At 40.3% G+C, this 13,020-nt stretch carries 12 protein-coding genes and 1 pseudogene; 4 read left to right on the top strand and 9 right to left on the bottom strand.

The window, feature by feature from the left end; translation table 11 throughout:
- Window positions 1-335: 335 nt before the first annotated feature.
- The 4 genes and pseudogenes from DRZ93_RS00220 (at window position 336) to DRZ93_RS13830 (ending at window position 5,427) form a co-directional block, all read left to right on the top strand.
- Window positions 336-1,304: a WYL domain-containing protein gene (locus DRZ93_RS00220; RefSeq protein WP_113744534.1), complete on the top strand. Its 969-nt coding sequence runs from the start codon at window positions 336-338 to the stop codon at window positions 1,302-1,304.
- 383 nt (window positions 1,305-1,687) lie between these two features.
- Window positions 1,688-3,809: pseudogene (gene hrpA, locus DRZ93_RS00210) on the top strand (ATP-dependent RNA helicase HrpA); the annotation flags it as partial.
- A complete protein-coding gene (locus tag DRZ93_RS13835; protein ID WP_172457973.1) occupies window positions 3,725-4,657 on the top strand; it encodes a DUF3418 domain-containing protein in 933 nt (310 codons plus the stop codon). The pseudogene hrpA and the gene DRZ93_RS13835, both read left to right, overlap by 85 nt.
- A gap of 44 nt (window positions 4,658-4,701) precedes the next feature.
- Window positions 4,702-5,427, top strand: a complete 726-nt coding sequence (locus DRZ93_RS13830; protein ID WP_281268098.1) for a DUF3418 domain-containing protein — start codon at window positions 4,702-4,704, stop codon at window positions 5,425-5,427.
- A 742-nt stretch (window positions 5,428-6,169) separates the two neighbouring features.
- On the opposite strand, the gene DRZ93_RS00195 is transcribed toward DRZ93_RS13830, so the two are convergent.
- The 9 genes from DRZ93_RS00195 to DRZ93_RS00160 form a co-directional block, all read right to left on the bottom strand.
- Window positions 6,170-6,655 carry a tellurite resistance TerB family protein gene (locus tag DRZ93_RS00195; protein WP_172457972.1) on the bottom strand — a complete coding sequence of 162 codons (486 nt, stop codon included), beginning with the start codon at window positions 6,653-6,655 and terminating at the stop codon, window positions 6,170-6,172.
- Window positions 6,656-6,684: 29 nt separating this feature from the next.
- The gene (locus DRZ93_RS00190; RefSeq protein ID WP_113745436.1) at window positions 6,685-6,900 is read right to left on the bottom strand and encodes a hypothetical protein; all 216 of its coding nucleotides are present in this window, start codon (window positions 6,898-6,900) and stop codon (window positions 6,685-6,687) included.
- A gap of 200 nt (window positions 6,901-7,100) precedes the next feature.
- Window positions 7,101-8,783 (bottom strand): transposase, encoded by a 1,683-nt coding sequence (locus DRZ93_RS00185; protein WP_113745435.1) that lies wholly within the window; start codon window positions 8,781-8,783, stop codon window positions 7,101-7,103.
- 374 nt (window positions 8,784-9,157) lie between these two features.
- Complete coding sequence (locus DRZ93_RS00180; RefSeq protein WP_113745434.1) at window positions 9,158-9,874, bottom strand: hypothetical protein; 717 nt, start codon at window positions 9,872-9,874, stop codon at window positions 9,158-9,160.
- Between the two features lie 431 nt (window positions 9,875-10,305).
- The gene (locus DRZ93_RS00175; protein WP_113744566.1) at window positions 10,306-10,659 is read right to left on the bottom strand and encodes a DUF6572 domain-containing protein; all 354 of its coding nucleotides are present in this window, start codon (window positions 10,657-10,659) and stop codon (window positions 10,306-10,308) included.
- A gap of 78 nt (window positions 10,660-10,737) precedes the next feature.
- Window positions 10,738-11,073: a riboflavin biosynthesis intermediates N-glycosidase gene (locus tag DRZ93_RS13620; protein ID WP_245933755.1), complete on the bottom strand. Its 336-nt coding sequence runs from the start codon at window positions 11,071-11,073 to the stop codon at window positions 10,738-10,740.
- 95 nt (window positions 11,074-11,168) lie between these two features.
- The gene (locus tag DRZ93_RS13615) at window positions 11,169-11,591 is read right to left on the bottom strand and encodes a hypothetical protein (RefSeq protein WP_218564225.1); all 423 of its coding nucleotides are present in this window, start codon (window positions 11,589-11,591) and stop codon (window positions 11,169-11,171) included.
- A 210-nt stretch (window positions 11,592-11,801) separates the two neighbouring features.
- A complete protein-coding gene (locus tag DRZ93_RS00165; protein ID WP_218564224.1) occupies window positions 11,802-12,200 on the bottom strand; it encodes a DUF4143 domain-containing protein in 399 nt (132 codons plus the stop codon).
- A gap of 15 nt (window positions 12,201-12,215) precedes the next feature.
- Window positions 12,216-12,944 (bottom strand): DUF4241 domain-containing protein, encoded by a 729-nt coding sequence (locus DRZ93_RS00160; RefSeq protein ID WP_113745433.1) that lies wholly within the window; start codon window positions 12,942-12,944, stop codon window positions 12,216-12,218.
- Window positions 12,945-13,020 lie beyond the last annotated feature (76 nt).

Raw genomic sequence — 13,020 nt, 5'->3', positions numbered from 1 at the left:
ACTTTGCACTCTGACAAAGCTTAAAGTTTCCGACATGGTCTTTAAACTTACAATCTCTGTCTTTGATCTAAAGGCTTTTCTTATACTCATCCTAATGACTCCTTTGGCCTAAATAAGGCCTCATTATGTTAATAAGACTATAAACTAAAAAGTTACAGCAGTTTATAAAAAGTAAAAAAATAGCCATATTTTTATTTCAAATTTAGATCAATCTCTAAATTTGAAACACTATTTTAAAAATTCAGGAAAAAAAGCTGTCAGACAGGGCTTAAAAAATCAGATTTTTTATATAATAAATTCAAGTTTTACAACAGGTTAATTTTAAAAGACATATTATGCCCAAGAAAATAGATCAGGGCGCTACAGCTACCATAAAGCTTCTGCGTCTGTTTAGAATTTTACTGGCTGACGATTCAAAACATTTTCTGTCAGATCTGGCTCATACCCTTAACTGCTCATCACAGACTGTACTGCGTCTGATGGCTGATATTGAAAGCGAGGTTAAAGGCAATCTTGAGACAGGTATAGAAAAGGGCAAACGCTATTACAGATTAACCTCCTATATGGCAGAGCAGCTTGATATCAATGCACAGGAGCTGCGCTTTTTATCTATCTGTACCGATCTTAGTTCTCAGTATGTGCCATGCCATATCAAAAAGCGTCTGACCTCATCCATCTTTGAAATGGCCATACAGCTTACAGCCATAGCTGACAGGGACAATATAGACAAGGTTGAGCACTTTGGCATTATCAAAAAGGGCTATATAGACTATGGTCCTCATTTTCAGACCATACACAGCATTATAAGAGCCATGCGCAAGCAGTCACTTTTGAATATAACCTATAAAAAGGTGGGTGAGCGTGAGCTTAATGAATACAATTATGTGCCTGTGCGTCTTGTCTCCATGAACAATACTTTGTATACACTAGGTCATTATTATGATTTAAAGCAGCATAGTTTTACCCATCCCATCTGCTTTTTAGTGCACAGAATTCACTCAGTTGAGAGCAAGGGGCACAGAGACGGAGTGGAGAGCCTACCAAAGATTGAACTTAAGGGCATGGGGCTGCCTATTGATGATCCAAAGCTTTATATCATTGAGTTTAAAGATCCAAAGATTATTGATTTTGTCAGTGACAGAATCTGGGCAGACAAGCAGAAAATCACCTTTGTTGATGATAAAACCATGCATCTTGAGCTTATCTCACAGTCTGAAAAAGAGGTTTTATCCTTTATCAACAGCTTTGGCCCTGGCAATGCCCGCCTCATTAGTGCCACATTGGTCAAAGAGGATGAGAGTTAAAGACTGACATTCTATTTTTTTAAGATTAAAGGGCGGTGGGCTGTGCTACACTGCCTTTTTTACAAGAATTAAGATGGCGCTGTTGTGGCCTTATAATATTTTGTTAGAATGTAGCCACATTTTTTTATAACAGAGCATAAGAATATACTATGTCAGTTACGCACGAGCACAAACACAGATCTCAAAGACATAAAAAAGATAATGTAAATATTGTAGATGCAGACTTTTACAAAGCCATAAGCGCTACTCTTGATAAAGTCAGCTATCAAAAACGCAGGCTTATAAAAAAGGCTTTGTACGATCTCTGCTATATTAAACCAGAGCTTTTTGAGGAAAAGAAAAACGACCTGGCTTTAATGTCGGCACAGGCTGTGGATGATCTTAAATCAAGACAGGAAAATCTGCCAAAGCTTGAATATGATATGTCACTGCCAGTGTGTGCCGAGCGCGACAGAATTGTAAGTGCCATTATGAATCATCAGGTGGTGATTATTGCAGGTGAGACTGGCTCTGGTAAAACCACACAGATTCCAAAGATGTGCCTTGAGGCTGGCCTTGGTATTAAAGGTCTTATAGGTCATACACAGCCAAGGCGAATTGCCGCCCGTGCTGTGGCCTCCCGTATAGCCTCAGAGCTTCATGAAAATCTTGGCAGATCGGTGGGCTTTAAGATCCGTTTTAGCGATGTGACCTCTGAGAGTTCCTATATAAAGCTCATGACTGACGGTATTTTGCTCTCAGAGACTGCAAGTGATAGATTACTTTTAAATTATGACTGCATTATTATTGACGAGGCCCATGAGCGCTCTTTAAATATTGATTTTCTTTTAGGCTACTTAAAAAAATCTTCTTAAAAAAAGACCTGAGCTTAAGCTTATTATCACCTCGGCCACCATCGATCCTGAACGCTTTTCAAAACACTTTGACGATGCTCCTATAATTGAGGTCTCAGGGCGCACCTATCCGGTGGAGCTTGTGTATATGCCGCTTTTAAAAGAGGTGGACAGTGACGGTCAGGAGATTTTAGAGGAGACTGATTTAAAGCATGGTGTGCTAAAGGCTGTAGATTATCTTATGGAGCAGGGGCGCGGCGATATTCTTGTGTTTTTGCCAGGTGAGCGTGACATTATGGAGATGGCCTCTTTTTTAAAGAAGGCAACCCTGCGCGATACTGAAATTCTGCCTTTGTATGCCCGTCTTGCCACAGCCGAGCAGAATAAGATTTTTACAGAGCATACGGGCGTGAGAATTGTGCTTGCCACCAATGTGGCAGAAACCTCGCTTACGGTGCCATCCATTAAATATGTAATTGACCCGGGTCTTGCGCGTATTTCACGCTACAGCGCCAAAACCAAGGTGCAGAGGCTGCCTGTTGAGCCTATATCACAGGCCAGTGCCAATCAGCGCAAGGGCCGCTGCGGCCGTGTCAGTGACGGTATCTGTATAAGACTGTACTCAAAGGAGGATTTTGAGAGCAGACCATTGTATACCGATCCTGAGATTTTAAGAACCAATCTTGCTGCTGTTATTTTACAGATGATATCTTTGCGCCTTGGAGATATAAATGAATTTCCATTTATTGATGCGCCAACTGACAGACAGATAAGTGACGGTATACGCCTTTTAGAGGAGCTTGGCGCTATTAAGGAGGCCTCTGGCAACAGTACTGACAAGATTGAGCTTACAGCTACAGGTTCACTTTTATCTAAGATACCATGTGATCCGCGCCTGGCACGTATGCTCGTTGAGGCTGGCAAATACTCATCTTTAAATGAGGCTTTGATTATAGTCTCAGCTCTTGCCGTTATGGATCCAAGAGAGCGTCCTATAGATAAAAAAGAGGCCAGTGACAATTATCACAAGCGCTTTAATGATGAAAAGTCAGATTTTATCTCATTTTTAAAGCTCTATAGCTATCTGACCTCATTGCAGAAGACATTGTCGGCCTCGGCCTTTAAGCGTCAGCTTAAAAAGGAATTTATCTCCTATCTTAGAGTGCGCGAGTGGTTTGATGTGCACCGACAGCTTAAAAGCACACTGCAGTCGCTTAAATTCAAATTCAATGAGGTTGAGGCTGACTATGAGGCTATACACAGAGCCATTATTGCAGGACTGCTCTCGCACATTGGTCAGCTTGATATCAAGGGTAAGAGCTATACAGGTGCCAGAGGCATTAAATTTCTGCTCTCAAGACAGAGCCTTGATGGCAAGACCCCAAAATGGATCTGTGCCTGTGAGATAAGTGAGACCTCACGTTTATTTGCAAGAACAGTGGCTGATATCAATCCTCTATGGCTTGAGCAGGCAGGTGCCCATCTTATTAAAAAGAGCTATGCCCAGCCACACTGGAGCTCAAAACAGGGTGCTGTTCTTGCCTATGTCACCATAAGTTTTATGGCCTGTCCATCGTGCAGTCACGGTTGTGTCAGTATAAGGATATTGATAAAAAACTCTGTCGTGAGCTTTTTATACGTGATGGTCTGGTGGCAGGTGACATATCCTTAAAATACAGCTTCTTTAAACAGAATTTAGAGCTTGTTGATGATGTTGAGTATCTTGAGGATAAGATAAGAAGGCGCGATCTTTTAGTTGATGCCTCTGTTATGCAGGATTTTTATGATAAAAAACTGCCAGATGACATTGTAACGCAAAGACATTTTGAAAAATGGTGGAGCAAAAAGAGCAAAGAGGATGCGCATTATCTTGATTTCAAACTTGAAAACATTGTCAAAGACAGCTTTGATAAGGTAAGAGAGGATTTATATCCTGAGAGTTTTGCCTATGAGAGTTTTAACTTTAAATTAAGCTATGTCTTTGATATCAAGGATAAAAGAGATGGTGTGAGCGTGCATATTCCTGTAACTGTCTTAAATCAGTTAAAGGCAGATATCTTTACCTGGCAGATACCAGGTTTAAGGCAGGATCTTGTAGCCTCATTAATCCGCTCTCTGCCAAAAAGGCTAAGACGCTCTTTAATTCCGGCTCCTGATTATGCCAGGGCTTTTTTAGAGTCTGTGCCTGCCTATGATGGCAATCTTTATACACTTGCTGCCAAGGAATTTACCAGAATCTGCGGTGAGCGTATCAGTGCTGATGATTTTGATTTTACAGCTATTGATAATCATCTTTTAATGACCTTTGTGGTTGAGGATTTAAAGGGCAGGGAGCTTGGCTCTTCAAAGGATCTTGAAGCACTGCAGCATAAAATGCAGGGCGCATCACAGGAGGCACTAAAGCAGGCTGTAAAATCGCACAAACCTATGGCCCCATCTGATAACTGGGTATATGGCTCTATTGAGCGTCATAAAAAAACACAGCATGGCTCATTGTCAATTTCTCTTATCCTGCCCTGAGTGTTAAAGGCTCTGGTGTCACCCTTGAGCTTTATGATAATGAAATGCGCGCTACGCGTCATATGTGGCAGGGTCTGGTGACGCTTTTGACCTTGTCTATAAAAAATCCTACATCGTATCTGCAAAGCCATCTGCCAAACAAGGCCAAGCTTTCAATGTACTATCAGCCCCTTGGCTCTGTTGGTGAGCTTATTGACGATCTGATAAAGGCCTCTGTCATTAAGATCATCAAGGATAATGGCGGTCTTGTCTACGATGAGGAGGGCTTTAATGTGCTCAAGGAGAAGGTGCGTGGCAGTTTAAATGATACAGCACTTGAGATGTGCTCCTATGTAGAGCAGATCCTCTATAAGGCCCATGAGCTAAAAAGGATGTTAAGAGGCTCCTTTGGCTTTGATGTGGCTTTGTGCTATGCCGATGTGCAAAAGCAGCTTGACTCTCTTGTGTATAAGGGATTTATCTCTGATACCGATCCTGAGAATTTAAAAAATATCCCCGCGTTTCTGCAGTCAGCTATTGAGAGAGTGAGCAAGGTATCGCGCGATGTCAACCGCGATTTGAACTATATGCGCAAGCTTGATGCTATAGCTGACAAGTACTATGGGGCTATGACACGTTATGCAAAAGATCTGATTCCTGATGAGCTCAAAGCCGTCAAATGGATGATAGAGGAGCTTAGGGTGTCATATTTTGCTCAGCAGCTGGGAGTTAAAGGTCCAATTTCAGACAAGAGAGTTATAAATGAGATAGACAGGATCTTAAGCCTGTAGAGTCTGCATATCCAAAGTCTATAAAGGGCATGGATAAATTGAAAGATTTGTTGATTGTATCAATTTATTTGTGCCTTATTTAAAATAATCTAAAGACAGTATTATTTACTTTTTAGTAGCATATTTACTATACATTGATGATAGTATCTTTAAACATAGGCATCAGTGCTGTACTTTTACAGTTTTTTATAAAGAATGTAGCTTTAATGTATGTTTTATAATTTGTATAAGGAAAATTTTTATAAGCAAAGTTTTAGGCACTTTGACTGCAGCTTTATGTTGCGCTTCATCTGCTATTGCCTATGAGCACTCAGAGCAGCTTTTAAAATGTATGGAGACAGATTTGCAGCGTGACTGATTTTTAGCTGAAATTGAGATCTTTGATGGTCTGCTCAATGACAGCTACAAGGATATTTTAGGACACCTTGAAAAAGCCACTGTACTGCATAAGAAGTTTAAGGACTCACAGATTTCCCGGCTTAAATTTGCCACACAAAACAGAGTTTATTCAGTCATTAGCTACTGAAGGTGCACTTGCCGAGGGCAACTTGCCTATTTAAAGCTCATCAAGCCCGTGTTGAGGAATTTGATTTATTGCTTGCAGTCTTTTTTGATGAGGCAAGCTATCCTGAGCTATAAATAGAATATTGTCTTATTAATAAGAGAATAGGGCTGGGTAGAAAAAAGCAGGATACAAAAAGATAAGCTCTGAGATATCTCAGAGCTTATTGGTGTGTTTTAATTAAATCTGTGATCTGAACTCAAGGGCCTGCCGCTCAAGCGTAAGCTTTTGTGAGTCATTGATATTTAAAGCCCTTGCCAGTCCCTGCAGATAGCTTTGCTCCATATAGTTGTCAGCAACTATTACTGTAGCTGAGAGCTGATAAATATCATCTGCCATATCAGGGCTTGGTACTTTTGAGGCAATATAGGCAGGATCTAAAGGACGCTGCAGAGCCTCACGTACAATGCTATTAAATCTTTCATCTGAGACTAAAGACTTAGAGGTCTTTAAAATTATATTCTGCTCATCATTGTCAATATGACCGTCAGCGCGGGCTGCAAATACCATGGCCTCAATTAAAAGCACAGCATGCTCGTCATTGACAGTGGCTGCAGATGCTGTCTGATTCTGTCTGTTAAACTCATCAAAGACATTGGTCTGTGAGGTACTGCTGTAGGTATTTGGCTGGCTGATAGGTATGGCCCTGACTCTGTGGCATGCCACCCTGAGAGTTGTTTTTATCGGCCCATTTTTTATAAAGAGAATAGGCCATAGAGGCAGCCGCTGCACCGCCACCTATATAGGCTATATTTTTTGGCAGTCCTTTTAACTGACTTTGAACCACCAAGCAGAGCACCCAGGATTCCGCCAGCTGCAGCAGAGCCTAAAAGGCCGCCAAGACTGCCAAGTGATGACGATGATGACTGTGGGTTTATCTGATCTTTTAGTGAGTTGAACAGATCTTTCATATCAAATCCTTTTAATTAGTAATATCTTATGTCTGTCTGTAGTTGGTGTGATATACGGTTTATAAAAGTTGTTTAACAAATATTATATACTAAAAGTTTCCCAAAAATCTGTACTATTAAACGGCTTCAATATTTGACGCTATCATAAAGGAAAGTTGTTCCACTCAAGAAGCCGTTTAAATAATAGCATATTTAAGTGTCTATGAACTCTTTTTGGGCCTGCCAACCGGTCTTTTAATCTTGTCAGTTTTTTCAATTTTAGGTCTGCCAGGTTTTCTTTTGGGTCCAATAAATTCAGGCTTTTTCTTTGGTCTTCCTCTTGGTTTGGGCTCAGATGTAACTCCTTGCGAGTCCACTTCTTTTTTCTCTTTATGAGGTCGACCAGCTTTAGCTTTTCTAAGTTTTTCAGGTGCCTGCTTATTGGTACAAAGTCCAAGTTTAATTAATGCCTCAAAGCTCGATTTAACCCCCACTTCCCAGTATCCATCATCTAAATCAGGTATGCCTTCAATAGGTGGATCAGTTCTTCTCCATACGGCATTGAGATCTTCCATAAGCTCTCCATATGTTATGCCGTTTAGTACATTATTTTCCTCAAGCTTGTTTAGAATCCTTGATGTAATCAAGGTTGATATGAAGTTTATAAACTCAAGACCCTGCACAGAAAAGTCATTGTGAACTCTTGTCTCATCAAAGTACTCTTCATTTTTATAGCGATTAAACATAAGCTCAAGAAGCCATCGCTCCTTGAATGTCTTATATACAGAAGATGGTTCTAGATCTAAATCTGACTCAAAAACAATCAATCCGGACTTTTCTTCTCTAGATTTATACTCCTGAGCGTCAAATGAGTTGTTTTTTATCGTTCTCATTATGTAGTTTGTATTTTCTTTTGCATAGCCTGATATATCTCTGAAAGAATACAGATAAAGACCGTCTTTTGTTACAACTTTCCTGCAAACTACTGCTTTTTCCTCATATCTGATGGCACTGTCAAACTCTAAAAGAGAATACTCACTGATTCGTACATCATTGCGCCTTATTGGGGTTATATAGTGAAGATCTTTGTGCTCAGCGAGCTCCTGTCTAATTTTATTTGGTGGAAAGCCTTTGTCGGTTACTATAATTCCTTTTTCTATATTATTGTTCCTAATAAAGGCTCTATAAGCAGAGGCATCTATAATGTTTCCAGGTAAAATCATAGAGCATAATGGCTCCATGGTTTCTATTACATAAGCATAGATAATAGAGACATCTCTGCAACCTTTGACACGAGACTTCCTTGAAAAGTTAGACAAATCGTTAACTATACTTGTATTCTGCTTAAGAGTTCCATCTATAGCAATATGACAAGAAGGCAGGAGTCTGTCTATACGTCTTGCATAAAAATCATGCATCAATTGAGAATTTGAGCCAAGGTGGTAGATGAACTTTGCTACTGTATTCTTGCTAAGGCCCACATAAGGTATAAATTTTGAAATAAAACAATGCTCATAGGCGGACTTCAATCTTGTATTTGTAACTCTAGGTCTTATTACCCTTAGCAAGGCCATAGCGAGAATTGTATCCACATCCCCGCACTCATACACGGCCCTCAAATCGTCTTTTATATCGCCGACTACCGAGAAAGCAAGAGCACTGGCTCCATAAGACAATTTATCTGGCATTACTCCCTGAGATACAATTTTAGTCTCTTTGGCAACATAACGACCATCAATAATATGACCAATAATAGCTCCATTGATAGGCTGGGCCTTTCCTTTGGCATCATACTTAGTACCAGATCTTTGACGAACAGCGTACCTATATCTGCCAGTTCCAGATAGAACTACGACAGTATTTGTAGGTCTTGGGACGGCTCTTATATTCTCAGGTATAGACATAACTAAAACCCTCAAAATATTATCTATTAATTAAGATATAACTGTACATATTATATCATATATGTACAGTTAAAATAATATATTTATAGTATTTTTTTATGGATTTTATTAATAATGTCACAATAATAGAGCAAAGAAGAATCTGTTGTTAACAAAGGATTTATGTAATTATTTGGTAAGATTAGGGAGATAGTGAATATGATATAATGAGCTTAAAGTAAATCCCCATTAGTACAGTTTATGGGGAATCTTTTATTTAAAATTTTTTTATTTATCATCAAATAAGAGGGAGGGGAACGGGAGGGAACGGAGATCTGTGTAAACTAAGATCTCTTATTCTTTAATTGCGCAATTTTAGAATCTAAATTTATGCTTCAGCCTTGCTGCGGATTATCTTTTTTATCGCCCATGATAACTGAACCTACTATAAGCAGGAGAAGGCCAACACCTGCACGGATAGCTAAATCTAAAATCATATAGATCTTGCCCTGACGGTACATATCAAGCACATACGTCCTGTCTATATTATAACTGTCCTTAAGCCTGCGAAACATTTTCTTCTCACCACCTGTAGCATAGCGCACATAACCTGTGGGCAGAGCCTTGCCGGGAAGAAGCATTAGGTAATCGTCAAAGTAGATGCAGATATAGCTACCATCCTGTAAAGGCGCAAGGTAATAGCGGTTATAGTAGCCAGAGGCTATGGTGTGCAGCAGGAAATTTCTGACAGGACCCGTTGGATAGGCAGCATGAATGTACTCGTCAATGAAAAATGTCTGCTTGCCAGCAGTTCTGGTTCTGTGAGTGTGCTCTCCTGCCTCGTCAATATCGCGCAGGCGTAGCAACGGCGCCTCAATCAGGCCTTCTTTGGTTACTGTAATTGGAGTCTTTTTAAAATAGGCATTTTTCATATCAGACTTTGTATGCAGGATAGAAACTGATGGATCAGGTATCTGGCCCTGGCCTGTTCCTATCCCGACCCACAGGTCATAAATCCAGCCGGTGGGGGCACACATCATAAGCCAGGCGCCAAAGACTATGCCTAATGTAATTTTCACAATGGATTTAGGTCTATATGTTTTGCGCTCCACCTTTTAACTTCTCCTTTTGTAAAATTATGGGGCACTAGCTGATTCCATCAAGGCCGCAGCTGCCCAATAAATAAAAAGTTGTTCAAAGCTAACTGGTGTCTATGAACTCATACACATCAGCCCACCCATAAATTTGTGGTGTGTAGCCTTCATAAAAGCATAGTCTTTTTGATACAGATTGTATACAGATAAAGAGTCATCTTGTGCCAGTGCATCAAAGTCTTATGCTAAGTGAAGGGCTTTTTAGATAAAATCAAGTCAGGCTAATATCCTGCAGGTAAAGTAGCTGTGGCTAGGGCGCCTTTAGCATTTGCGCCTTAGTAAATGGCATGAGCCTCTTCAACACCTGATAAAAACCATCCTTTTACAAAATATTGTAGTTTTTTACTCTCTTGTACCTGTGCAAGGCGTGGAAGCTCAAATCTGGTATTTTAGTTTTTCTCTACAAAACGAACATCTCTGAGTGCAATTTTAAATTCAAGCTTTACGCCATAATCATCAGCCCAGGGCTGGCACCTGCTAAGCAGCGCCACAATCAAATGATCTGGCTCTTGAGTAAATGTTATTTGCAAAATGACAGAGCAGTTTGCATATTCACTTTTAAATTTCTCGCTTTGAGTATGATTAAGATAACCCTCAATTTTATCAAGGAGAGCCTTTTGTGTGTCAGGAGATCCGTCAATAAAACCATTACACACCAAAACCATTAAAACCTCATTGGTTTTACTCTTTTGTGCAATAATATCTATCTTTTTGAGATCGCCGAACATATCTTCAATTGTCATCGCTCTTTTGCTCCCACCAGTCCTGCCTTTAATGATAGTTTCTAAAGCTTTGTAGTTAAAGTCTAAAAAGTGTGACTGCTATAGAGCTTTTAAAGAGCAGAGCTTTTCATGCTCTGTGACACGATGTATCTCATCTCTTACCTCCATAAGAGCAAAACCAAGCAGGTTCTCGCCGCGCCAGAGCATTGGATCGCAGGACTTTGGATCGCTGCCTGACAGACATATACCCCAGATGGCATCATAGGGGCTGGCCTCTACAATTACTTTGTCGTAAGTTGAGAGAAGAAAATCTCTAAGATCCCGGTTTTGACTGAATTTAAGATAGTTGCCATTTAGCACAATGGAGTATTTGAATTTATCCCATACCTTGTGATCAAAGCCACGCAGCCAACTCCTTAATCTGCTTTGGATCATCACACTCTAAAATCTGCTGTCTGATTACACTATCACCAAAGAGCTCAGCCTTTGCTGCCATCATATATACTGCTCCATGTACAGATAGGTATAATTCATGGCACTAAAGGACTGTCGCCACCACTGACTAAAGCAGCCTTTGCCAATTGAGCCATCCTTGCAAGGCCTATGGCCCAGAACAGGCACAGATCTTTTGTTCTGCCTGCACCGTACTCATTTTGAAGCCACTTTAGATCATACTTAGGCCTGCCCTCTGCCTGCCAGGCATCTATAACAAAGTTGTTATGTACAAGAGGTAGCGAGCTGTCATCATCATCCCACCAGCCTCTCCAAGTTACAGGCTCTGCAAAGAGGGCTCGGTACTGTGCTCTTTCATCTTCAGATAAAGTATCAAGCCAGGTGCCAAATTTGTATATATAACTCTCTCCATAACCCATGCGCCAGCCAATTGAGTAACGCTCAATCTCAGGGTAGGCAAGCCATGGCGGTGCCATCAGCTTCTTATCTTGTAGCGCCATATACTCACCTTTTTCTCATATGTTACTTATCATCTTGTTTATACTCACATTAGCATAAAAGCGTTTGAGGCTATGAATCTGACCTTTATAGATAATTCTAGGCCCATCATAAACTTTTGTGTATTTTTCTGCTCTCAAGTGCAAGACCTATAAGCCTATCAGTATGATCTGCCATAAACAGATGGATGTTAAGTACATCATCATCAAGTTTTAGATTATCAAGTGAGAAACGTATTTTAAGTTAACCTCATCGTAAAACAATTCTTTGAATTTTTTAAGGCTCTTACTTTGAGTATTTGCATTAGATTTAACTTCTATAGGAAAAATATCATTCTCTCGCTGAATTATAAAATCCACCTCATAAGGAGGATTTGTCTGCGACCAATATCTTGGGATTACTTCAAACTGTGTAATTAATGTTTGCAGCACAAAGTTTTGTGTTAATGCACCTTTTAACTTGGTAAATAATCTATTACCCTCGTCAAATGCACTAGGTGCAAGCTGTGAAAGCCTGCGCAGCAGGCCAACATCTACTAATTTCTTTTCACCATCTAATGTCAGGACATTATTTTCAGGTTTTACTGTCCTGGCCCTTTTGGGTAATTCCATAGCGCGCCTCTTTATTTATTGATCTTTATACTCATCTTTAATATCTATAAAGCGCACATACACAGCGCAGATTTCACCTTTTGCATCATAGCCAAAGTAGACAGGATAGTAACCATCGCCCCAGCCTGATGAGAATATTGGTAGGTTGCAGTCTGTCTCTGGCACTGTCCAGTTGAGCCAGTCTCCGTGGTCTCGTTGATATTTAGGATAAGCTTTGGCATTATCCTCCATCAGGTCACAAAACAGGTCGTTGTAGGGATCAATGTCAGGATCCTCTGCAAGGCGCTTAGCCCAGTATGCCTTAAAGGCATTTTGTGTCTGTATGTCTGCAATACAGCCCATTCCTGCATCTACGCCAAAACCAAAGTATTCATCATCTTCAAGCTCTGTATCAAGCTGCTCGTTGCCAACCATGCCAAGCTCATAGACAACTGGTGTTTCATGGCTGACCTCAACCTTGATACAGGCATAGCGATCGCCATATTTTGCACTTGGCACCACGCAGATTTTTAGACTATAGGCTCCGGCAGGTATTCTTTGAAGAAATGGCGGAGCATCCTCAAGCTCTATTAGCGGATCGCAGGCAAAGATCTGTCCTGTTGGAAAATTAACTAAGCCTATATCAAGTACATCAACTGATATGTTCCCAATCACTTTTTGTGTAAAATAGGCCTCAAGATTATCTTTGCATTTAAGTTTATCCTTGATTGCCTCGTATCTGTCAAGCCATTGAGTTGTTGGCATAAAAGTTTCCTCATGTTGATTATGTTTTTTGACTAAACTTTCCGGGTTCAATAATTGAACCTAACGCAATACGCTA

The sequence above is a fragment of the Anaerobiospirillum thomasii genome (assembly GCF_900445255.1).
GTDB classification, from domain to species: domain Bacteria; phylum Pseudomonadota; class Gammaproteobacteria; order Enterobacterales; family Succinivibrionaceae; genus Anaerobiospirillum_A; species Anaerobiospirillum_A thomasii.
Note: the sequence above shows the minus strand (reverse complement) of the source record. Positions and strands in the feature narration are given on the sequence as shown.